Annotated in this window: 24 protein-coding genes and 1 tRNA gene; 12 read left to right on the top strand and 13 right to left on the bottom strand. The window is 72.4% G+C overall.

The features are described from left to right. Positions 1–63: 63 nt before the first annotated feature. The 6 genes from rlmB to KBZ08_RS02730 form a co-directional block, all read right to left on the bottom strand. The gene (rlmB, locus tag KBZ08_RS02755) at positions 64–1,899 is read right to left on the bottom strand and encodes a 23S rRNA (guanosine(2251)-2'-O)-methyltransferase RlmB (protein ID WP_254971176.1); all 1,836 of its coding nucleotides are present in this window, start codon (positions 1,897–1,899) and stop codon (positions 64–66) included. Then, positions 1,896–2,303 (bottom strand): Mini-ribonuclease 3, encoded by a 408-nt coding sequence (locus KBZ08_RS02750; protein ID WP_106219895.1) that lies wholly within the window; start codon positions 2,301–2,303, stop codon positions 1,896–1,898. The genes rlmB and KBZ08_RS02750 overlap by 4 nt, the downstream gene beginning before the upstream one ends. Positions 2,304–2,319: 16 nt before the next feature. Beyond that, positions 2,320–2,736, bottom strand: coding sequence for an STAS domain-containing protein (locus tag KBZ08_RS02745; protein ID WP_106219894.1), 417 nt, complete (start codon positions 2,734–2,736; stop codon positions 2,320–2,322). A gap of 34 nt (positions 2,737–2,770) precedes the next feature. After that, positions 2,771–3,967, bottom strand: a complete 1,197-nt coding sequence (gene carA, locus KBZ08_RS02740) for a glutamine-hydrolyzing carbamoyl-phosphate synthase small subunit (RefSeq protein ID WP_219903894.1) — start codon at positions 3,965–3,967, stop codon at positions 2,771–2,773. Beyond that, positions 3,964–5,004, bottom strand: coding sequence for an anthranilate phosphoribosyltransferase (gene trpD / locus KBZ08_RS02735; RefSeq protein ID WP_181280000.1), 1,041 nt, complete (start codon positions 5,002–5,004; stop codon positions 3,964–3,966). Before trpD ends, carA begins: the two co-directional genes overlap by 4 nt. 182 nt (positions 5,005–5,186) lie before the next feature. Then, the gene (locus tag KBZ08_RS02730; protein WP_106219893.1) at positions 5,187–5,495 is read right to left on the bottom strand and encodes a DUF3288 family protein; all 309 of its coding nucleotides are present in this window, start codon (positions 5,493–5,495) and stop codon (positions 5,187–5,189) included. Between the two features lie 68 nt (positions 5,496–5,563). Between KBZ08_RS02730 and KBZ08_RS02725 the strand changes: the two genes are divergently transcribed. The 7 genes from KBZ08_RS02725 (at position 5,564) to KBZ08_RS02695 (ending at position 9,397) form a co-directional block, all read left to right on the top strand. After that, the gene (locus tag KBZ08_RS02725; RefSeq protein ID WP_254971172.1) at positions 5,564–7,312 is read left to right on the top strand and encodes an ABC transporter ATP-binding protein; all 1,749 of its coding nucleotides are present in this window, start codon (positions 5,564–5,566) and stop codon (positions 7,310–7,312) included. Between the two features lie 124 nt (positions 7,313–7,436). Next, on the top strand, positions 7,437–7,718 hold the full coding sequence (locus KBZ08_RS02720; RefSeq protein ID WP_106219891.1) for a hypothetical protein: 282 nt from the start codon (positions 7,437–7,439) through the stop codon (positions 7,716–7,718). Between the two features lie 25 nt (positions 7,719–7,743). Then, positions 7,744–8,460, top strand: a complete 717-nt coding sequence (msrA, locus tag KBZ08_RS02715) for a peptide-methionine (S)-S-oxide reductase MsrA (RefSeq protein WP_106219890.1) — start codon at positions 7,744–7,746, stop codon at positions 8,458–8,460. A gap of 11 nt (positions 8,461–8,471) precedes the next feature. Continuing rightward, positions 8,472–8,780, top strand: a complete 309-nt coding sequence (locus tag KBZ08_RS02710) for a hypothetical protein (protein ID WP_106219889.1) — start codon at positions 8,472–8,474, stop codon at positions 8,778–8,780. After that, positions 8,777–8,956: a hypothetical protein gene (locus tag KBZ08_RS02705; RefSeq protein ID WP_106219888.1), complete on the top strand. Its 180-nt coding sequence runs from the start codon at positions 8,777–8,779 to the stop codon at positions 8,954–8,956. Before KBZ08_RS02710 ends, KBZ08_RS02705 begins: the two co-directional genes overlap by 4 nt. Then, positions 8,953–9,309 (top strand): hypothetical protein, encoded by a 357-nt coding sequence (locus KBZ08_RS02700; protein WP_106219887.1) that lies wholly within the window; start codon positions 8,953–8,955, stop codon positions 9,307–9,309. Before KBZ08_RS02705 ends, KBZ08_RS02700 begins: the two co-directional genes overlap by 4 nt. Positions 9,310–9,323: 14 nt before the next feature. Next, a tRNA-Pro gene (locus KBZ08_RS02695) sits at positions 9,324–9,397 on the top strand. A 119-nt stretch (positions 9,398–9,516) separates the two neighbouring features. On the opposite strand, the gene KBZ08_RS02690 is transcribed toward KBZ08_RS02695, so the two are convergent. Both KBZ08_RS02690 and KBZ08_RS02685 read right to left on the bottom strand, forming a co-directional pair. After that, complete coding sequence (locus tag KBZ08_RS02690; protein WP_106219886.1) at positions 9,517–9,771, bottom strand: hypothetical protein; 255 nt, start codon at positions 9,769–9,771, stop codon at positions 9,517–9,519. A 122-nt stretch (positions 9,772–9,893) separates the two neighbouring features. Beyond that, positions 9,894–10,841 carry a 3'-5' exonuclease gene (locus KBZ08_RS02685; protein ID WP_396122357.1) on the bottom strand — a complete coding sequence of 316 codons (948 nt, stop codon included), beginning with the start codon at positions 10,839–10,841 and terminating at the stop codon, positions 9,894–9,896. 149 nt (positions 10,842–10,990) lie between these two features. Between KBZ08_RS02685 and KBZ08_RS02680 the strand changes: the two genes are divergently transcribed. Both KBZ08_RS02680 and KBZ08_RS02675 read left to right on the top strand, forming a co-directional pair. After that, positions 10,991–11,455: a peroxiredoxin gene (locus KBZ08_RS02680; protein ID WP_254971167.1), complete on the top strand. Its 465-nt coding sequence runs from the start codon at positions 10,991–10,993 to the stop codon at positions 11,453–11,455. 34 nt (positions 11,456–11,489) lie between these two features. Continuing rightward, the gene (locus KBZ08_RS02675) at positions 11,490–12,245 is read left to right on the top strand and encodes a DUF1350 family protein (protein WP_254971164.1); all 756 of its coding nucleotides are present in this window, start codon (positions 11,490–11,492) and stop codon (positions 12,243–12,245) included. On the opposite strand, the gene acs is transcribed toward KBZ08_RS02675, so the two are convergent. Next, positions 12,230–14,203, bottom strand: coding sequence for an acetate--CoA ligase (acs, locus tag KBZ08_RS02670; RefSeq protein WP_254971162.1), 1,974 nt, complete (start codon positions 14,201–14,203; stop codon positions 12,230–12,232). The genes KBZ08_RS02675 and acs overlap by 16 nt on opposite strands. Before the next feature lie 79 nt (positions 14,204–14,282). Between acs and KBZ08_RS02665 the strand changes: the two genes are divergently transcribed. The 3 genes from KBZ08_RS02665 (at position 14,283) to KBZ08_RS02655 (ending at position 15,836) form a co-directional block, all read left to right on the top strand. Next, entirely contained in the window at positions 14,283–14,735 is a 453-nt protein-coding gene (locus tag KBZ08_RS02665; RefSeq protein ID WP_106219882.1) for a TspO/MBR family protein, read from the top strand. A 115-nt stretch (positions 14,736–14,850) separates the two neighbouring features. After that, positions 14,851–15,162 carry a hypothetical protein gene (locus tag KBZ08_RS02660; RefSeq protein WP_015108066.1) on the top strand — a complete coding sequence of 104 codons (312 nt, stop codon included), beginning with the start codon at positions 14,851–14,853 and terminating at the stop codon, positions 15,160–15,162. Positions 15,163–15,176: 14 nt separating this feature from the next. Further along, the gene (locus KBZ08_RS02655; RefSeq protein WP_254971158.1) at positions 15,177–15,836 is read left to right on the top strand and encodes an HAD family phosphatase; all 660 of its coding nucleotides are present in this window, start codon (positions 15,177–15,179) and stop codon (positions 15,834–15,836) included. A 7-nt stretch (positions 15,837–15,843) separates the two neighbouring features. Here KBZ08_RS02655 and sds read toward each other — a convergent pair whose 3' ends face one another. From sds to KBZ08_RS02635, 4 genes are read right to left on the bottom strand one after another with little or no spacing between them, the layout of a single operon-like run. Next, positions 15,844–16,815 (bottom strand): solanesyl diphosphate synthase, encoded by a 972-nt coding sequence (gene sds / locus KBZ08_RS02650; RefSeq protein WP_043325320.1) that lies wholly within the window; start codon positions 16,813–16,815, stop codon positions 15,844–15,846. 37 nt (positions 16,816–16,852) lie between these two features. Beyond that, positions 16,853–17,677, bottom strand: coding sequence for a glutamate racemase (gene murI / locus KBZ08_RS02645; RefSeq protein WP_106219880.1), 825 nt, complete (start codon positions 17,675–17,677; stop codon positions 16,853–16,855). Next, entirely contained in the window at positions 17,674–18,774 is a 1,101-nt protein-coding gene (locus KBZ08_RS02640; protein WP_106219879.1) for an N-acetylmuramoyl-L-alanine amidase, read from the bottom strand. The genes murI and KBZ08_RS02640 overlap by 4 nt, the downstream gene beginning before the upstream one ends. A 5-nt stretch (positions 18,775–18,779) precedes the next feature. Then, a complete protein-coding gene (locus tag KBZ08_RS02635; RefSeq protein WP_106219878.1) occupies positions 18,780–19,598 on the bottom strand; it encodes a carbon-nitrogen hydrolase family protein in 819 nt (272 codons plus the stop codon).

The raw sequence follows: 19,598 nt of genomic DNA, 5'->3' as shown, positions 1-19,598 counted from the left end.
GGAGGGGAGGAGGAGGCGAGGTGGCCATTCTGGGGGGCGGCTGGGCCACCCCCGCCGGTGGCATCAGAGGCGGATGTCGCCGTCGAAGCCCGGCTGGGGCGATGCCAGGTATGGCAGGGGCTCCAGGGGGTTGGCCGTGGGCTCGGCGAGCTGCGCAGCCGCCGCTTCCGGCAGCACCGGGAGGTCTTCCGGGTCGGGTTCGGCGGCGGTCGGTTCGGCCAGCTCGGCGGCGGTCGGTTCGGCCGACTCGGTGGCTACCGATTCGGCCAGCTCGGCGGCTACCGGTTCGGCCTGAGCCTCCTGGTGGCTCCAGGCAGGGTCGTTGTCACCATCGAGCTCCTCGTCGAGCTCCTCAGCCGCTGCTTCGTCCAGGAACGGGGCATCCAGTTCGGCCATGACCTCCGCGTCCGGGGCAGCTTCCACGTCCGGCATGGCCTCCGTCTCCGGCAGCACCACAGCTTCGGGCCGGGTCTCCGGCTCGGGGTCGGGGGGCGCCGGCAGCGAGGGCCGCACGATCCTGGGGGCGGGGGCGGTGCCCGTCAGGCCCCGCATCCAGCCGCGCCGAGCGACTTCGTAGAGCAGCAGCGCCGTGGCCACCGAGGCGTTCAGGCTCGGCGTGGCACCGCGCAGGGGAATGCGCACCAGCTGGTCGCAGGAGCGGCGGGTGAGCAGCGACAGGCCGTCGCCCTCCGAACCGGTGACGACCACCAGGGGTCCCTCCAGGTCCACCTCCTCCAGGCTGACGGTGCCCTCCTCGGCCAGACCCACCACCCGATAGCCCTCCTGCTTGAGGGTGTCGAGGGAGCGGTTGAGGTTCACCACCCGCGCCACCGGCAGGTGCTCGAGGGCACCAGCCGCCACCTTCGCCACCGAGCCGGTCAGGCCGGCATTGCGGCGCTGGGGCAGGACCATGCCATGGGCCCCCAGGGCCTCGGCGCTGCGGACGATGGCGCCGAGGTTGTGGGGGTCGGTGAGCCCGTCCACTGCGATCAGCAGGGGGGCCTCGCCGATGGTGCGGCAGCCCTCGATCAGGCTGGTGAGGTCGAGGGTCTCGGCGGCGGCGGGCTGCAGCACGATGCCCTGATGCACGGCCCCCCCGGTGAGCTGGCCCAGGCGCGCCCAGGTCACTTCTTCCACGAGCACGCCGGAGGCCTTGGCCTCCCGCAGCAGCTGCAGGAACCGGGGGTTGAAGCGCATCTCCGGGGTGCACCACACCCGGTGGATCGGCCGGCCGCTCTCCAGGGTGGCCTGGGTCGTGTGGCGGCCCCAGATCAGGTCGGTGGGGGCGGAGGCGGCGAAGGCCTCCGCCGCGCCACGGAAATCGACATCGGAACCGTCGGACTCCGGCCGCTCGGGGCCGCTGCGGCCCTGGAAGGGGCGCGGGGCGCGGTCAGCATCCCGGAACAGGGCCGGGCCCCGGCGGGCCGGCCCCGTCCGCGACGGGATGGGACGGCCGCTGGTCGGGCGTCCGGCGCCGGAGCGGCCGGGGACGGGGCGGCCGAAGGAGGGGCGGGCGGGGACGAAGCGGTCCCCAGGGCGCCGATCGCGGGTCGGCCGGCCGCCGCCGCCGCGGGAGTCGTCGGGGCGATCGGCGCCGGGGCGGCCCTCAAAGGGTCGACGGCCATAGGGGCTGCCGCCGGCTCGATCGGGGGCACCTGAGCGCTCGCCACCCCGCTCACCACCCCTTTCAACGCCACGGTCCCGATCGAAGGGGGGCCTGTCACGGCTGTAGCCCTCTCCGGGGCGGCGGGGGCGGGGCGAGGCGGCGCCGCGGCTGACGGGGCGCCCGCCGGCACCGGAGCCGAGACGCCGGGGGGTCCGGTCGGCGCCGGGGTCGGAGCGGCGGTCAGGCCGACGGTCGGGGCGGCGGTCACCGCGGCGGTCAGGGGAGGGACTCATGGGCTGGCGGATGGGGAACGGGGTTCGGTCTTCTCGAGATGGTCCAGCAGCTCAGCCAGCCGTCTGGGGTCCTGCAGAAAAAGCCATCCCAGCATCGTCTCAAATCCCGTGGCCTGCCCATAGGCGTGGGGCGCACCGCGACGGGGGCCCCGCCCGGCCTGGTTGCGTCCGCGAAGGACCACGCGGCGCTCCGCCTCGCTGAGCAGGGGATCCAGTCGCCGCAGGGCCTCCGCCTGGGCCTCGGCCTGCACCTCCGCCACCACGGCCCGGTGCAGGTCGGCGGCCCTGGCCGGTTGGCGGCAGCGGCGCAGGCGCTGGTGCAGTTCCCACACCGCATCCCCCAGCCAGGCCAGCTGGGCCGTGGCGAGGGCAGTCGCTGGTGGCTGGGGGGGCACGGAGGCCACCCAGTGGCCTGACCCCTCAGGCGGGGGCGAGGCTGCCAAGGGCGGACTCCAGGTCGGGTTGCAGGTGCAGGAAGGCCTCCAGGCGCACCAGTTTGACCGTCTGGACGACCCTGGCGTTGCCGACCACAAGGAACTGGCGGGCGCTGTCGTTGAACAGCTTGGCCAGTTGCACCAGGGCACCGAGTCCGGAGGAATCGATGAAATCGATCCGGCTGAGGTCGATGACCACGGGCAGGGTCTCTCCCTTGTGCCGGTCGGTGATGAATTCGGTGAACTGCTTGTCGGAATAGGCGTCCAGCTGCCCCGTGAAACTGAACAGCAGGCACTCATCCCGCCGTTCGCTGCCCCCTCTCAGGGAGACGGTCAGTCGCTGCAGGTCGGTGATGGCCCCGTCCTCAAGGTGTGGAACGCGAGGAACTGTAGAGACCCCCATCCCGATTCAGGGAACCGCAACGAAACGTGCCGATTCAGCGACGTTCCGCCATCAGCGCCACGAACCGGGCGAAGTGGTGGTCGGCGTCGTGGGGACCGGGGCTGGCCTCCGGGTGGTACTGGATGCCGAAGACGGGCTGGTGACGCAGGGCCAGGGCGGCCACGGTGCGGTCGTTGAGATTCAGGTGGGTGATCTCCACCCGCTCGGCGGGCAGGGAGGCCGCATCGAGGGCAAAGCCGTGGTTCTGGCTGGTGATCTCCACCGACCCGGGGGAGCCGCAGGGGTGGTTGAGGCCGCGGTGGCCGTAGCCGAGCTTGAAGCTGCGGCCCCCCAGGGCCAGGCCGAGGATCTGGTGGCCCAGGCAGATGCCGAAGACCGGCAGCTGCGGCTGCTGCAGCAGATCCCCGGCCAGGGCGATCCCCTCGGCCACGGCGGCCGGATCACCGGGGCCGTTGGAGAGGAACACCCCTTCCGGCTCCAGGGCCAGCACCTGCTCCAGGGTGGCGTCCGCCGGCAGGACGGTGACGGCACAGCCATGGGCCACCAGGCGCTCGAGGATGGCGCGCTTGATGCCGAAATCGATCGCCACCACGCGGTAGGGACGGTCGGGACGGGTCTGGAGCCGGGTGTCGAAGGCGGCCGAGCAGCTCCGGTTCCAGCTGTAGGGCTCCCGCGTGCTCACCTGGGCCGCCAGGTTGAGGCCGTCCATGGACGGGGCGGCCCGCACCTGGGCCAGCAACGTGGCCGGGTCGGTGCCGTCGCTGGCGATGGCGCCATTCAGGGCGCCACCCTCGCGCAGGTGGCGCACCAGGGCCCGGGTGTCGACACCCCGGATGCCCACCACCCCCTGGCGCACCAGCCACTGGTCGAGCGTCTGCTCGCAGCGCCAGCTGCTGGGCCGGGGGGCGAGCTGGCGCAGGATGCAGCCGCGGGCGTGGGCGTGGTCGGCTTCGAGGTCCTCGCCGTTGACGCCGGTGTTGCCGAGTTCGGGGTAGGTGAAGGTGACCAGCTGGCCGGCGTAGCTGGGGTCGGTGAGCACCTCCTGATAGCCGGTCATGCCGGTGTTGAAGACCACCTCGCCGCAGACATGGCCGCGGGCGCCACAGGCCAGCCCCCGCAACACGGTGCCGTCGGCCAGGACGAGCACGGCCGGCGTGGCGTCGTCGGGACTGGGGACCTCGGGGGCCGCCTGTGGGGTGTCCAGGGGGGCGTCGGCAGGAATCCCGATCATCCTTCAGACCCCGCCAGGGCGTCGCGCAGGGCCTCCAGCCTGGCCCAGGCGCTGCCGTCACCCAGGGCCTGGCGGGCCCGCTCCAGTCCCGCCGCGATGGAGGGCTCCAGCCCCGCGGCCCACAGGACCAGGGCGGCGTTCAGCGCCACCACATCGGCCTGGGCCCGGGTGCCGCCGCCCTGCAGCACCGCCTCCAAAATGGCGCGGTTGGCCGCCACATCGCCGCCCCGGAGGGCCTCCAGATCCGCCGGGGCCAGCCCCAGCGCCGCCGGGTCGAGCCAGTCGCGACGCACCGCGCCGTCCTCCAGCAGGCGCAGCTCGCTGGGGCCGGAGAGGGTGGCCTCATCGAGGCCACCGTGGCCGTGGACGACGACGGCCCGACGCTGGCCGAGGCGACGCAGGGCGTCGGCCATGGGATCGAGCAGGTCGGGCCGGGCCACACCCAGCACCTGGGCCTCCGGCGTCAGGGGATTGACGAGCGGCCCCAGCAGGTTGAAGACGGTGCGCACACCGAGGGTGCGGCGCAGGGGGGCCAGGCCCACCAGGGCCGGATGCCAGCCCGGGGCGAACAGGAAGGTGACGCCGGTGCGCGGCAGGGCCTCCACCACCGTCGCCAGGGGCGCCCCCAGGTCGAGGCCGAGGGCCTCGAGCACGTCGGCCGATCCGACCCGGCCGCTGGCGCTGCGGTTGCCGTGCTTGGCCACATGGGCACCGCAGGCGGCGGCCGTGAAGGCCACGGCGGTGGAGATGTTGAAGCTGTCGGCGCCGGCCCCGCCCGTGCCGCAGGTGTCGATCAGCTCCAGCGGCGGCCGTTCACCCGGCAGGGGGCAGGCCTGGCGCAGCACGGCGGCCATCGCCGCCAGTTCCTCGCCGCTGGTGCCCTTGGCCCGCAGGGCGGCCAGCAGGCCGCCGGTGAGCACCGGGTCGATGCTGCCCTCCAGCCAGCCCCGCATCAGGGCCTCGGCCTGGTCGGCCTGGAGATCCCGGCCATCCAGGAGCTGTTCCAGCAGCCGGGGCCAGGTGGGGGAGGCGGACATCACCGAACGCTGAAGCATCAGCGGCAACTTACGGGAGTCCGGCCAAAGAGAGGAACGGGGGACAGGAGCGCAAGAAAAAAGCCCGGGTGCAGAGCACGCCGGGCCGGGTGATGGGGACGCTCCCACTATCGCCCGAAGTGGGCCGTTCTGACCAACGGGCCCACGCGGCCGGCCGCCGGCCCTCAGCCGACGTCGTCGGAGGCGGTGTCGAAGCCCGAGCCCACGGCTTCGGCCACCGGTGCGGCACCGGGCCGGAACCCGGCCGCCCAGATGGCGCGGGTGCGAGCATGGAGCGCCGCGACGTCCAGTCCCCAGAGGCGCAGGATCCGCTCGAGGTCGTCACGGATGTCGGCGGCGCCGGGGAAGCCCGCATAGCGCATCTGCAACCGGGCGGCATCCACCAGGTGGGCGTCCTCGGGGCGCTCCACCGCCAGCAGCCGGTCGACCGTCTCCCGGTCAATGGCATGGAGGGGGTGGTTCTGGTCGTCCATGGCCCGGGCGGCCCGGGGGCCAGGGGAGGGATGCCTAGGTTAGGGATCCCCTTGCCCCGCCTTCCTGCATGGCTGCCCTGCGGCTGGATCTGATCGGGCGGTACCTCCGGCCCCACAGACGCACGGTGCTGGTGGGGGCCGCCGCCCTGGTGGTGGTGAACCTGCTGGGCGTGGCGATCCCGCTGGTGGTGCGGCAGTCGATCAACGAGCTCAAGCCCGGCTTCGTGCTGGCGGACGTGCTGGGGGTGGCGGGGCTGATCATCGTGATGGCCACCGTGATGGGGGCCACCCGTCTCTATTCCCGGATGCTGGTCTTCGGGGTGGGCCGCCAGGTGGAGGCGAGCCTGAAGGAGCGCATCTTCGACCACGTGCTCACCCAGGACCCCGGCTGGGTGCAGACCACCGGCAGCGGTGAGGTGATCAGCCGGGCCACCAGCGATGTGGAGAACATCCGCCGGCTGCTGGGCTTTGCCCTGCTGAGCCTCACCAACACGGTGCTGGCCTATGCCCTCACCCTGCCGGCCATGCTGGCGATCGATCCGCTGCTGAGCCTGGCGGCCGTCTCCCTCTACCCCGGCATGCTGATGGTGGTGCGCCTGTTCGGCGGCCGCATGATGAAGCAGCAGCGGCGCCAGCAGGAGGTGCTGGCCAACCTCAGCGACCTGGTCCAGGAGGACCTCAGCGGCATCGGCGCCATCAAGATCTACGGCCAGGAGGCCACCGAGGAGAAGGCCTTCGCCGACCTCAACAAGGTGTACCTGGACGCCCAGCTCTCCCTGGCGCGCACCCGCAGCACCCTGTTTCCGATGCTGGAGGGGATCGCCTCCCTGAGCCTGCTGCTGCTGCTGGCCCTGGGCAGCGGCCAGCTGGAGAACGGGCGGCTGAGCATCGGCGATCTGGTGGCCCTGATCCTGTTCGTGGAGCGCCTGGTGTTCCCGACGGCCCTGCTGGGCTTCACCCTCAACACCTTCCAGACCGGCCAGGTGAGCCTGGAGCGGGTGGAATCCCTGCTCAGCCATCCCCCCGCCATCGTCTCCCCCGCCGATCCGGTGCCCCCGGCCCGACCGGCCCTCGGGGCGGTCATGGCCCGGGGGCTCACGGTCCGGTATCCGGGGGCGACGCAGCCATCCCTGGAGAACCTCAGCTTCACGATCCGCCCCGGCGAACTGGTGGCGGTGGTGGGTCCGGTGGGCTGCGGCAAGACCACCCTGGCCCGGGCCCTCGGGCGGATGGTGGAGGTGCCGCCCGACCAGCTGTTCCTCGACGGTGTCGACGTGACGCGGCTGCGGCTCAGCGACCTGCGGCGCCAGGTCGCCCTGGTGCCCCAGGAGGGTTACCTGTTCACCGCCAGCCTGGCCGACAACCTGCGCTACGGCGACCCGGAGGCCGGCATGGACCGGGTCGAGGAGGCCGCCCGCCAGGCCCGCCTGGAGGGGGACATCAAGGGCTTCCCCGACGGCTACCGCACCCTGGTGGGGGAGCGGGGCATCACCCTCAGCGGCGGCCAGCGCCAGCGCACCGCCCTGGGACGGGCCCTGCTGGTGGACGCGCCCCTGCTGGTGCTCGATGACGCCCTGGCCAGCGTCGACAACACCACCGCCGCGGGCATCCTGCGTTCGGTGCGCGAAGAGCAGCGGCGCACGGTGGTGATGATCAGTCACCAGCTCTCGGCCGCGGCGGCCTGCGACCGGATCCTGGTGCTGGAAGGGGGACACCTGGTCCAGGAGGGCCACCACAACGAGCTGCTGCTCCAGGAGGGCACCTACCGCCGGCTCTGGGACCGGGAAGAGGCCGATCGCCAGCTTCAGGCCGCCTGAGGCGGCGGTGCCCGCCGGCCGCGAGGGGCGGTTTCAAACAGTTGTTGAGCAGCCCGCATCAAGACCGCCGGCTGGGCTTATCTGGAGAGGCCGTGGTTTCCCCAACGCCTGCCACGCCGTCCCCATGGCCCCCACCCCGTCGTTCCTCAGCCAGCAGCCTTACAACATCCGCTGCACCCTGACCTTCGGCGACATCTACGGCCAGGTGCTGATCTGGATGGCGGTGATCTTCGTGAGCCTGGCGGCGGGTCTGGCCCTGATGGGGGCGAGCCGCCCCCTGTTCGCCCTGGTGGGGGTGGGCCTGATCCTGGTGCTGTCGCTGCCCTTCCTGCTGTTCGCCTTCATCACCACCCTGCTGAACCACATCGCCCTGGTCCCGCAGCAGGACCAGCAGGGCCCTGCCTAGGTTGGTTTCCCCGCCAGGAAACACCGTGTTCGGCCTCTTCAGCAGTCCTGCGAGCGACCGCAGCCCTGCCCGGGACAGCAGCCTGCATGCGGTCCTCGGCACCCCCCTGACCGCCCCGCCGACGGCGGGCCAGGCCGAGGCCCAGTTCGGCTGCGGCTGCTTCTGGGGGGCGGAGAAGGGCTTCTGGCGGCTCCCCGGGGTGATCACCACCGCCGTGGGCTACGCCGGCGGCCAGCTCGCGTCCCCCACCTACGAGCAGGTCTGCAGCGGCCGCAGCGGCCACGCGGAGGTGGTGCGGGTGGTCTGGGACACCAGCCGGGTTTCCTTCGCCGACCTGCTCAAGCTGTTCTGGGAGTGCCACGACCCCACCCAGGGCAACCGCCAGGGCAACGACCGGGGCAGCCAGTACCGCTCAGCCATCTACGTCGACGACCCGGAGCTGCTCGCCCTGGCCGAAGCGAGCCGCCAGGCTTACCAGAGCGCCCTTGACGCCACCGGCGGCGGCAGGATCACCACGGAGATCGCCAGCGGCCAGCGGTTCCACTTCGCCGAGCCGTACCACCAGCAGTACCTGGCCAAGCCCGGCAGCCGTCCCTACTGCTCCGCCCAGCCCACCGGGGTTCCCCTGGGCGACTTTCCCGGCGCCACCTACCTCCTTCCCGCCCGCGTGTGGGAAAGCTATGACTGGGCCATCCCCCATTGCGTCCTTCGCGGCGACAATGCGCCGATCGCCCTCGTCTGACCGCCTCCGCCATGGCCGCCCCCCCGCTGCTCGCGCTCGGACTTCTGCCGCTGCTGGCGATGCAGTCCCCATGGTGGGAGAACTACGACATCCGGGAGCGCTTCCTCTGCGGTGACCGCCTTTCGGTGGTGCTGGAGCGCAACGCCTCCCAGGCCTCCCTGATCGCCGGCCGCACCCGCGCCACCCTGTTCCGGGAGGCCTCCGATGCGCCGGGGCTGCGCTACCAGAACGAATCCCTGCGGGTGATCCTGCGGGGCGATGAACTCACCCTCGAGCAGCTGCCCATCAAACGGGTCTGCGTGCGCAGCGAACAGGTATGAAGCCCCTCTCCGATCGGGTCGTGATCGTGGCCCTGATCGCCGCGGTGGGGATCTGTTTCGCCCTGGCCTTCTGGACCGTGCGCCTGAACCCCTCCGGCGAGCCTCCGCTGCAGTGGCGCCAGGGGGGCCCCAGCGCCATGGCGCCGGGTGCCCCGGCGGCGGCGTTCCTGCCGTGAGAGACCCCGCCGAGGAGCAGGACCCGCCGAAGCGCCAGCTGCATCCGCTGCCCAGGGGGCTGGTGGAGCTCTACGGCCTGCTGGCGGTGCTGTTCGTCCTGGTGCCCGAATGGATGGCCGGTGGGGCCCTGAAGGGCTTCCCGGAGGGCCGCGGGGGCTCGGAGCTGCCCCTGCCGTCGATGGCCTGGCAGCGGCTGCCGGAACTGCAGCTGGCCACCATGGGACTGGCGGAACTGCGGCTGCTGGCCCGTCGCGAGCACATCCGGGGCTACGCGGGCATGGCCCGTCAGCGGCTCACCAACCGCCTGATGCGACGGCTCTCGAGGCGGCGCAGGACCCCCAGGACGCTGTGATAGCTTCATGCCGCCGGGGCGTAGCGCAGCTTGGTAGCGCACCACTTTGGGGTAGTGGGGGTCGTGGGTTCAAATCCCGCCGCTCCGATTCAGCCGGCCCGCCGAACGCTCACCCCTCGCGGGTGTCGGTGGTCTTCCTTCCCGTCAGCTGATCCCGTCAGCTGATTTTTTTTGCCCAGCTCCCGTGTCCCGGGGTCTCGCCGGGCCTCAGCGCAGGCGGGTGAGCACGTTGAAGCGGACCAGCCAGAGGTTGACCCGTCGCCGCAGCCGGGGGGGCACCTCCTGGACCAGCTGGAACAGCTCCTGGGACGCCAGTCGGCGCAGGGCCCGAACGTCGACCCGCCAGAGCGCTTCCGCTTCCCGGATCAGCCGCGCCCAGGTCCGGGCCGTCTGCCAGCGGCGCACGGACTGCTGGGCGGGGTCAGCGCCATCAGCGGAGCCGGTCGGCGACCGGGTGACCATGGCTCCGACCCCGGAAGAACATCCCAAGGGTGGGGAGGCTGGCCAGCAGTGCCCGGGATCCCCGGTTCTGCTTCAAGGATCGAAACAAAAACGGAAGATCCCCGACCGAACCGCCGCCGACCTCAGGCGCTGTGGGCCAGCCGATCGGCGGGGACCGGATCCGCCACCAGCTCAACGGGGAAGGGCAGGGCTTCCACTTCCCGCCGGCTCAGCCGGCGGCTCCAGGCGCGCGGCACGGCCTCGTTCCAGCGGAAACCGGCTTCCTTGGCACGGTGACGCTCGGCGTAGGGCAGTTCGGCGCGGTAGAGGCTGCGGGGCTCCAGGGCGGCCAGCAGCAGCGCCTCCAGATCGCCGCAGCGCTCGAACACCTGGGCCAGGTAGATGCAGTCGGTGAGGGCGCGGTGGGCGGCCCACACGGGAACCCCATAGGCGAGGGCCAGATCGCGGACCGAGGGGGTGCTGCGCAGCTGGCGCTCGGCCGGCCAGCGGATGTCCTCCATCGAACAGATCCAGGGGCGCTCCAGGGGCGGCAGGGGCCCCAGGCCGAACCACTGGCGATCGAAGGCGGCGTTGTGGGCCACCACGGCGTCACAGGCGGCGGCCATGGCCGCGAAACAGGCCAGGGCCTCCTGCCGGGGCTGCTCCAGCCGCGTCACGGCGGCGGGGATGCCGTTGATGGCCTCGGCGGCATTGGCCGGGCAGGGCAGCAGGAACGACACCTGGGTGAGCACGGCCCGGTGGGGCACGTGGAACAGGATCGCCCCCACCTCGATGCACTGCCCCTGGAGGGTAGAGAGGCCCGTGGTCTCCGTGTCGAGGATCAGCAGGGTCTCGGGCCCCCGGGGAAGGGCCCGCTGGGGACGCCCCGCGCAGGCCGGCAGGGTGATGGCAACGGGGCGCGGCGGTTCCACGGGGGCCTGCGGTGGCCATGGGGCCGGCGGCGGCGCGGAGGCCGGGGGTGGCGCCGTGGCGGGCGACGGGGATGCGGCCGGAACGGGGGGCTCCGGGGCGGCCAGGCCCAGCAGGTCGTTCTGCTGCCAGAGACCGGGTTGCTCCTGCATCGGCGCCATCCGCACGCTGCTCCATGGTCGCAAGCCGGGCAAGGCCTTCCGGCCCCACCCGGCGGGCCCAAGGCCAGGCGCCACCCGGCTGGCCCCGGGCCCGACCCCGCCGGTGCCGGCTTCCTAGGCTTGCTGGATCCTGCCCCGTCCCCCGCTCCGTGGCCCCAGCCCTCGCCCCCGGCGACACCGCCCCCCTGATCGCCCTCCCCGACCAGGACGGCACCGAGCGCCGCAGCGACCGCCTGGAGGGCAAGGCCCTGGTGCTGTTCTTCTATCCCAAGGACGAGACCCCCGGCTGCACCATGGAGGCCTGCGCCTTCCGTGACAGCTACGCCGACCTGCAGGCGCTCGGGGCCGAGGTGTGGGGCGTCAGCGGCGACGATGCCGCCAGCCACCGCCGCTTCGCCAACCGCCACCGGCTGCCTTTCCCCCTGCTGGTGGACGCGGGCAACCGGCTGCGCAAAGCCTTCGGCGTGCCCAGCGTGCTGGGGCTGCTGCCCGGCCGGGTCACCTACGTCATCGACGGAACGGGGGTGATCCGCCACGTGTTCAACAACCTGCTGGACGGCCCGGCCCACCGGCGCGAGGCCCTCGACGCCCTGCGCGGTCTCCAGGCCTCCTGAACCGGCCCACGATCCAGCACGGGGGAACCGGACGATGACGGCGTGGCGACAGCAGGGTGAGCTCTGGCGGCTGGAGCCGCCGGGCCGGCCCCGCGGGCTGATCGAGTTCATCGGTGGCAGCTACCTGGCCGCCACCCCCCAGCTCAGCTACCGGCGCTGTCTCGAGGCCCTGGCGGCGCGGGGCTGGCGCATCCACGCCTGGAGCTACGTGCCGGGCTTCGACCACCAGGCCCAGGCCAACACCGCCTGGCGCCTGTTCCGCCAGCAGCGGGAGGGGGCGATGGAGCCGCAGGACCCTCCGGCCTCCGGTGGGTCCGCCTTCCCCCTGATCCGGCTGGGCCACAGCCTCGGCTGCAAACTGCATCTGCTCGCCCCCGACGGCGGGCGCCGCTGCGATGGCCTGGTGGCCCTCAGCTTCAACAACTTCTCGGCCGAGCGGTCGATCCCCTTCCTGGCGGAGCTGGGCGAGCAGTTCCGCTTCCGCAGTGAGTTCAGCCCCTCCCCGGAGGACACCCTGAGGCAGATCGGCAGCAGCTACCGCCAGCCCCGCAACCTGGTGGTGCGCTTCAGCCGCGACACGATCGACCAGAGCGGGCGGCTGATCGGCGTGCTGCAGGCCAGGGCAGGCGATGCTTCCACCCTGCTGGAACTGCCGGGGGATCACCTCACCCCGGCCAGCGGCGGGCTGCGCAAGCAGTTTCTGGGGGAGTGGGCCGATGATCCGGCCCGCCAGCGCTCCATGGAGCGGCTGGCCGAGCAGATCGGCGCCTGGTCTCAGACCCGCAGCTGATCGAGCACCGAGCGGTCCTCCAGGGTGGAGGTGTCGCCGCTGACGTCCTGCCCCGCCGCCAGGGACCGCAGAATGCGACGCATGATCTTGCCGCTGCGGGTCTTGGGCAGGGCATCGGTGAAGCGGATCACGTCCGGCCGGGCGATCGGCCCGATCTCCAGCCCCACGTGGCGGCGCAGCTCGGCCTCCAGGGCCGCATCGCCGTCCACCCCCACATCCAGGGTCACGAAGGCGACAATCCCTTCCCCCTTGAGCTCGTCGGGCCGGCCCACCACCGCCGCCTCCGCCACGGACGGGTGGCTCACCAGGGCCGATTCGATCTCCATGGTGCCCAGCCGGTGCCCCGAGACGTTGATCACGTCATCGACCCGGCCCATCACCCAGAAGTAGCCGTCGGCGTCGCGACGGGCGCCATCGCCGGCGAAGTACAGCCAGCTGCCGTCGGCGGGACGGATGTGCTCCCAGTAGCTGCGGCGGAAGCGCTCCGGGTCGCCGTGGACGGTGCGCATCATCCCGGGCCAGGGGCGCCGCACCGCCAGGTAGCCCCCCTGCCCTGTCGGCACGCTGTTGCCCTCCAGATCCACCACATCGGCGGCGATGCCGGGCAGGGGAAGGGTGGCCGATCCCGGCTTGGTGGGAGTGGCCCCGGGCAGGGGGCTGATCATCACCCCGCCGGTCTCCGTCTGCCACCAGGTGTCCACCACGGGGCAGCGGTCGCCGCCGATCACATCCCGGTACCACATCCAGGCCTCGGGATTGATCGGCTCACCGACGGTGCCGAGGATCCGCAGGCTGCCCATGTCGTACTGGTCGGGCACCGCCCGGCCGCTCTTCATGAAGGCCCGGATGGCGGTGGGGGCGGTGTAGAAGATCGTCACCCTGTGTTTCTGGATCACCTCCCAGAAGGCCCCGGGCTTGGAGGGGCGCGGCGCCCCCTCGTACATCAGTGTGGTGGCGCCGTTGGAGAGGGGCCCGTAGACGATGTAGCTGTGGCCGGTGATCCAGCCCACATCGGCGGTGCACCAGTGGATGTCGTCCTCACGGATGTCGAAGATCCACTGGAAGGTGAGGTGGGCCCAGAGGTTGTAGCCGGCGGTGGTGTGCACCACCCCCTTGGGCTTGCCGGTGGAGCCGGAGGTGTAGAGCACGAACAGCCGGTCCTCACTGGCCATGGGCTCGGCCGGGCAGTCGGCGCTCTGGCCGTCCACCAGCTCATGCCACCAGACGTCGCGGCCGGCCTCGAAGCCGGTGGCCTCGCCGGTGCGCCGCACCACCAGCACATGCTCGACGCTGGGGCAGCCCTCCGCCAGGGCCTGGTCCACGGCGGGCTTGAGCGCCACCGCTTTGTCCTTGCGGAAGCCGCCGTCGGCGGTGATCACCAGCTTCACCTGCCCGTCGATCAGGCGGTCGCGCAGGGCCTCGGCCGAGAAGCCGCCGAACACCACCGAGTGGGGGGCACCGATGCGGGCACAGGCCAGCATGGCGATGGCCGCCTCCGGCACCATCGGCATGTAGAGGGCCACCAGATCGCCCTTGCCGACGCCGAGGGCCTTGAGGGCGTTGGCGGCGCGGCAGACCTCCGCATGCAGCTCGCGGTAGGTGAAGGAACGGCCGTCGCCGGGCTCCCCCTCCCAGATCAGGGCCGTCTTGTCGGCCCGGGGGCCGGCCAGATGGCGATCCAGGCAGTTGTAGGAAAGATTCGTTGTGCCCCCCTCGAACCAGCGGGCGAAGGGCGGGTTGCTCCAGTCCAGCACCGTGTCGAAGGGCTGGAACCAGTGCAGTTCCGAGCGGGCCGCCTCGCCCCAGAAGCCGTCCGGATCGGCCGCGGCGCGCGCCGCCAGGGCCTGGTAGGCCGCCATCGAACCGATGCGGGCCTCGGCGGCCAGCGCCGGCGGCGGAGCGAACTGCCGCTCTTCCTGGAGCACCGACTCGATGGTGGGCGAGGAGTCCTGGGTCATGGCGAGGCCTGCCGGGCAGGCTGGGGCATGGTGCATTCAACCGCAGCCGGGCCACGCTGGAAGCAACCGCCCCCCTCCCATGCCCGCCTGGCTGACGATCCTGCTGGTGATGGGCCTGGTGATCGCCGTCCTCACCCCGAGCCGCCAGCAGTTCGCCTGGTTCCTGCGGCTCAGGCGCCCCCGCTGGCTCACCTTCGAGCGCTGGATCCCGCTGATCTGGTCCCTGATCTACCTCTGCTTCTACGCCTCGGCCCTGCTCCGCTGGCGGGCCGGAGGGGCGACGGCGCCCCTGGCCATGGCCGCCTACCTGGGGCTGCTGGTTCTGGTGCAGAGCTACACGCTGCTGATCTGCCGCACCCGCCGGCTGGCGTGGGGAACGGCGGCGGGTGCGGCCGGCTGGATCTGGGGCCTGGGGCTGGCCCTGGCGCTGCGGCCCGTCTCGCCGGAGGCCGCTCTGCTGCTGGTGCCGTTCCTGCTCTGGAGCCCGATCGGCACGTTCGTCACCTGGCGGATGCAGCGGCTGAACCGCTGAGCGCCGGGCCGTCCGGACCCTCCGGCCGGCCGATCAGGGCTGCTCATCCCTGCTTGGCAAGATCGCGCGGCGGCGTTAGCCAGGGGACGACCCCACGGGACTGGAGCGGAAGGCCATGGAGGAGCAGCCGATCACGCCCCATGCCGGCCCGACGCTGGACGCCGACGGCAACCTCACCTATGTGGGGGACGATGGCCGCCGCTACGTGGTGGGGCTGCCGCCGGACATCGATGAGGACAACGTCGAGAAGGTGATGACCCTGCTGCGGGGCGGCACCGCCCTGTTCCAGCAGATCGAGGGGCTCTGCCACCGCTGGATCAGCGAGGTGAGCGGCAGTGAGCTCGATGAGCGGGCCGCCCTGGTGCTGCTGCTCACCACCCTGGAGACCGCCCTGGAGGATCGCTACCCCGAGAACGATCCGTCCTGATGCAGGCTGGGGGGATGCCCCAGCGACCCGCCGCCTGCCTGTTCGATCTCGACGGACTGCTGCTGGACACCGAGCCCGCCCATGCCCGGGCCTGGCAGGCGGCGGCCAGCCGCTTCGGCCGGCCCCTCGATGAGCCCGAGCTCCTCAGCCTGCGGGGCCGCCGGCGGCTCGACTGCGCCAGCCAGGTGCGCCAGTGGATCCTCGCCGCGGGCGGCCCCCGCCTGAGCGAGGAGGAGCTGCTGGCGGTGCGCCAGCCCATCGCCGAGGCCCTGCTGGCCTCCGCCCCGGCCATGCCCGGTGCCGAGGCCCTGGTGCGGCGCTGCCGGGCCCTGGGGATCCCCATGGCGCTGGCCACCAGCAGTGCCCGACCGGCGGTGGACAGGAAGGTGGCCCCCCACCCCTGGCTGGCCCTGATCAGCGAACGGGTCCATGGCGACGATCCGGAGCTGGGCGACGGCAAGCCCGCCCCCGATCCCTTCCTGCTGGCGGCCCACCGCCTCGGGGTGGCGCCGACCGCCTGCTGGGCCTTCGAGGATTCCAGGGCCGGGGTGGCCGCCGCCCTCGGCGCCGGCTGCCGGGTGCACGTGCTGCTGCCGCCGGGGGTGGGCTGCCAGGCCTATCCCGAAGACGTGGTCTGCCTGAACTCCCTGGAGGAAGTGGAGCTGGATCCCTAGAGCCGGATCAATAGAGGCGGCTGAGGACGAATTCCGGCAGGGCCCGAAGGGCGCTGCGGGGCTCCGAGGGGGGCAGCCACTCGATCGCCTCATGGGCTTCGCGGGCGAAGCCCTCCGCCAGGGCCCGGGAACGGCCGATGGCCTCGCAGCCGCGCACCATCGCCAGGGCCTGGTCGAGGTCGCCGGCCTCGCAGAACTCGCGCTCGATCAGACCCGCCAGGGCCGGACGCTCCTCGAGGGCGTAGAGCACCGGAGCGGTGAGATAGCCGGAGGCCAGATCGCTGGCGGCGGGTTTGCCGAGTTGCTGGTCGCTGGCGGTGAAATCAAGGATGTCGTCAACCACCTGGAAGGCCAGACCCAGCTGGCGCCCGAAGCGGTAGAGGGCGTCGAGCCGGGGTTCGCTGAGGCCGGTGAGCACCCCGGCGGCCCGGGCGCTGTTGGCGATCAGGGAAGCGGTCTTGCAGTAGCTCTTCTCGAGGTAGGTCTCGAAGCTCTGGCCGGTGTCGTAGCGGAACAGGCCCTGGCGCACCTCGCCGTCGGCCAGATCCATGATCACGCGCGAGAGCAGTTTGACGACATCGAGGTCGTCGAGATTGGCGAGGTGCCAGCTGGCCTGGGCGAACAGGAAATCGCCGGCCAGCACCGCGACGCGGTGGTTGAAGCGGCTGTGCACCGTGGCCACCCCGCGGCGGGTGGCAGCCTCATCGACGACGTCGTCGTGGACGAGGGAGGCGGTGTGGATCATCTCGGTGATCTCCGCCAGCCGCCGGTGGCGGGGGCTGAGGCCGCCGTCGGGAGCGATGGCCCGCGACAGCAGCAGCACGATGCCCGGCCGCAGCCGCTTGCCACCGGCCGCGAACAGGTGCTCGGCGGCCGCCTGCAGGATCGGATGGCCGGCGCCGATCAGGCTGCGCAGGTCGGCCAGCAGGGCATCGAGGTCGGACTCCACCGGCTGGAGCAACTCTGCAACCGTCGCCACGTCACCTCCACGATGAAAGGATCCTAGGGGCCGTGCCTCAGTAGGCGCGGGTGGGCGACTGCAGGCTGACGCTGCGCACCGCCGGCCGGCTGCCCAGCCAGGCGGCGGCCGCGCTGGCAAAGGCGTCGGCGGGGCCGGTGACGCAGAAGCGGGTGCGCTGCAGGGGGGGGCGCACCGACTCCCCCGCCTGGTCCACCTCGGGGGAATCCCCCAGGCTGGCCAGCAGGGGGCCGAGGCGCTGGGCGGCCGCCAGGGCCGGGTCCACCAGCTGCACATCGGGGGGAAGCAATTCGGCCAGCAGGGCCCGCAGCAGCGGGTAATGGGTGCAGCCCAGCACGACCGTGTCCACGTTCGCCGCCAGCAGCGGGGCCAGGTAATCGGCGGCGGCGGCCCGCAGTTCCGGGGCCTGCAGGTTGCCGGCCTCGATCAGGGGCACGAAGGCGGGGCAGCCCACCTCCAGCACCCGGGCCGAGGGGCGGCAGGCCTGGATCGAGCGCCGGTAGGCACCGCTGGCGGCGGTGGCCGGGGTGGCCAGCACCCCGACGTGATCGCTGGTGAGGTCGCTGGCCAGACTGTCGATCAGCCCCACCACCGGCACGCCCGCTTCGGCCACCGCCACGTCCAGGGCCAGGGCATTGGAGGTGTTGCAGGCCATCACCAGCACCCCCACCCCCTGGAGCCGCAGCCAGTGCACCACCTCCGAGGCGATCGAGCGGATCTCCTCCTTGGAACGCTGGCCGTAGGGAACCCGGGCCGTGTCGCCCAGATAGAGGCAGGGGGAGTGGGGGTAGAGGGCATGGACCTGACGCAGCACCGTGAGCCCCCCCAGACCGCTGTCGAACAGACCCACCAGGAGGCTCAAGAGGCCCCCTGGAGAAAGTCGAGGATGCCGGCGCTGATGGCCACCGCCAGGCGGCGGCGGAAGGCGGGATCGGCCAGCCGCGGGGCGTCGATGCGGCCGGTGACGAACCCCATCTCCGCCAGGGCCGCCGGCATCACCGTGCGGCGGATCACGAAGAACCGCCCGGGCCGGGCCCCGCGGTCGGGCGTGCCCGGCGAGATCGCCATGATCCGGGACTGGATCGCCTGGGCCAGCCGCTGGGAGCTGCCGGACTGGAAATAGAAAGTCTCCACCCCGTTCACGTCGGGGCGGGCCATGCTCAGGGCATTGGCATGGATGCTGACGAACACGTCGGCGTTGCTGCTGTTGGCGAGCGCCACCCGCGGGGGCAGGTCGACGTCCACCTCCGAGGTGCGGGTCATCAGCACCTGCACCCCCCGGGCCTGGAGCAGCTGGGCCACCTGCAGGCTCACGTCCAGCACCACATCGGTCTCCCGCAGGCCGCCGATCCCCACGGCCCCCGGATCGGGGCCACCGTGGCCCGGGTCGATCACCACCCGGAAGCGGCCCCGGGGCACCACCGGCAGCCCATCGGCGGAGATGGGCCGGCCGGAGGTGGCCCGGCCGCTGCTGCCGAAGCCGGTGGGGCGTGAGGCGGTCCAGCTGGAGGTGGGGGCGTCCATGTCGCCCTCGCCGACATTGCGGGTGAAGCCGCTCAGGGGCAGGCCGGTGAGGGAGAGGCGCCAGCGGTCCCGGGCCGTTCCCACCAGGCGCAGCTGGCGCGGGTCGAGTCGGGTGCCGGGACGGAATTCGAGCACCAGCCGGGTGGTGCCGGGGTCGGGCCGGCCGATGCGCACCTCCCGCACCAGGCCGCCGACGGGGACCGAGCGACTGCGCTGGGGGGCACCCGGCAGATCCACCCAGACCCGGGGTCCGGTGACGCCGGAGCCCTCCTCGTAGAAGGCCTGAAGCCGCACCCCCGGCGAGGTGCGCAGCTCCAGCACCCCCTCCCGGCTCAGGCGCCAGGCGGAAAGGGCACTCGCCGCCCTGGCGGGAAGGGCCCCGAGCACCAGGGGCAGGGTCAGCAGCCAGGCGAATCGCGTCGCACGCACTCCGATCACCCTCAGAACAACGCCGGATGGCGGTGCTGGAGGCTCGGCATCTGGGCACGGACCCTGGCCTCGTGGGCCATGTCGACCGGGGCCATCGCCAGGCCCGGCTCCACGCCGGCATCCGCCATCACGGTGCCCCAGGGATCGATCACCAGGGCATGGCCGTGGGTCTGGCGGCGGCCGTAATGGAGGCCCGTCTGGGCGGGGGCAAGCACGTAGGCGGTGTTCTCGATGGCCCGGGCCTGGAGCAGCACCTGCCAGTGGTCCTTGCCGGTGTAGGCGGTGAACGCCGCCGGGATCATCAGCAGCTGGGCCCCGGAACCGGCCAGCTGGCGGTAGAGCTCGGGGAAGCGGACGTCGTAACAGATCGAAAGCCCGACCCGGCAGAGGCCCGGCACATCGACCACCGGCGGCGGTTCATGGCCCGGCTGCACCGTGGCCGATTCCCGGTAGGTGATGCCGTCCGGCAGGTCCACATCGAAGAGGTGGATCTTGTCGTAGCGGGCCAGGAGCTGGCCTTCCCGCCCCACCAGCTCGGCGCGGTTGAAGGTCTGGCCTTCACCGGCCGGCACCGGGAAGCCGCCCCCCAGCAGGGTGACCTGGTAGCGACGGGCCATCGTCACCAGAAAGCGGCTGCAGCGCTCAGCCAGCAGCGGCGCCAGCTCCAGGCGGCGGGCGTCATCGCCCATGAAGGCGAAGTTCTCCGGCAGGCCGACCAGGTCGGCGCCGCGGCGGGCGGCCAGCTCGATCAGCTCCTCGGCCGCCGAGAAATTGGCGTCGGGGTCCGGCGTGCTGGTGAGTTGCAGCGCCGCTGCCAGAAAACTGCTCAC

This window comes from Cyanobium sp. Candia 9D4 (assembly GCF_024346155.1).
In the GTDB taxonomy this organism is placed as follows: domain Bacteria; phylum Cyanobacteriota; class Cyanobacteriia; order PCC-6307; family Cyanobiaceae; genus Cyanobium; species Cyanobium minutissimum.
Note: the sequence above shows the minus strand (reverse complement) of the source record. Positions and strands in the feature narration are given on the sequence as shown.

Bases quoted from the DNA above. Each gene is read 5' to 3' on its own strand.
- rlmB (WP_254971176.1), bottom strand. From the start codon at position 1,899: ATGAGTCCCTCCCCTGACCGCCGCGGTGACCGCCGCCCCGACCGTCGG.
- KBZ08_RS02745 (WP_106219894.1), bottom strand. From the start codon at position 2,736: ATGGGGGTCTCTACAGTTCCTCGCGTTCCACACCTTGAGGACGGGGCC.
- carA (WP_219903894.1), bottom strand. From the start codon at position 3,967: ATGATCGGGATTCCTGCCGACGCCCCCCTGGACACCCCACAGGCGGCC.
- trpD (WP_181280000.1), bottom strand. From the start codon at position 5,004: ATGTCCGCCTCCCCCACCTGGCCCCGGCTGCTGGAACAGCTCCTGGAT.
- KBZ08_RS02730 (WP_106219893.1), bottom strand. From the start codon at position 5,495: ATGGACGACCAGAACCACCCCCTCCATGCCATTGACCGGGAGACGGTC.
- KBZ08_RS02725 (WP_254971172.1), top strand. From the start codon at position 5,564: ATGGCTGCCCTGCGGCTGGATCTGATCGGGCGGTACCTCCGGCCCCAC.
- KBZ08_RS02720 (WP_106219891.1), top strand. From the start codon at position 7,437: ATGGCCCCCACCCCGTCGTTCCTCAGCCAGCAGCCTTACAACATCCGC.
- KBZ08_RS02710 (WP_106219889.1), top strand. From the start codon at position 8,472: ATGGCCGCCCCCCCGCTGCTCGCGCTCGGACTTCTGCCGCTGCTGGCG.
- KBZ08_RS02705 (WP_106219888.1), top strand. From the start codon at position 8,777: ATGAAGCCCCTCTCCGATCGGGTCGTGATCGTGGCCCTGATCGCCGCG.
- KBZ08_RS02690 (WP_106219886.1), bottom strand. From the start codon at position 9,771: ATGGTCACCCGGTCGCCGACCGGCTCCGCTGATGGCGCTGACCCCGCC.
- KBZ08_RS02685 (WP_396122357.1), bottom strand. From the start codon at position 10,841: ATGGCGCCGATGCAGGAGCAACCCGGTCTCTGGCAGCAGAACGACCTG.
- KBZ08_RS02675 (WP_254971164.1), top strand. From the start codon at position 11,490: ATGACGGCGTGGCGACAGCAGGGTGAGCTCTGGCGGCTGGAGCCGCCG.
- acs (WP_254971162.1), bottom strand. From the start codon at position 14,203: ATGACCCAGGACTCCTCGCCCACCATCGAGTCGGTGCTCCAGGAAGAG.
- KBZ08_RS02665 (WP_106219882.1), top strand. From the start codon at position 14,283: ATGCCCGCCTGGCTGACGATCCTGCTGGTGATGGGCCTGGTGATCGCC.
- KBZ08_RS02660 (WP_015108066.1), top strand. From the start codon at position 14,851: ATGGAGGAGCAGCCGATCACGCCCCATGCCGGCCCGACGCTGGACGCC.
- KBZ08_RS02655 (WP_254971158.1), top strand. From the start codon at position 15,177: ATGCCCCAGCGACCCGCCGCCTGCCTGTTCGATCTCGACGGACTGCTG.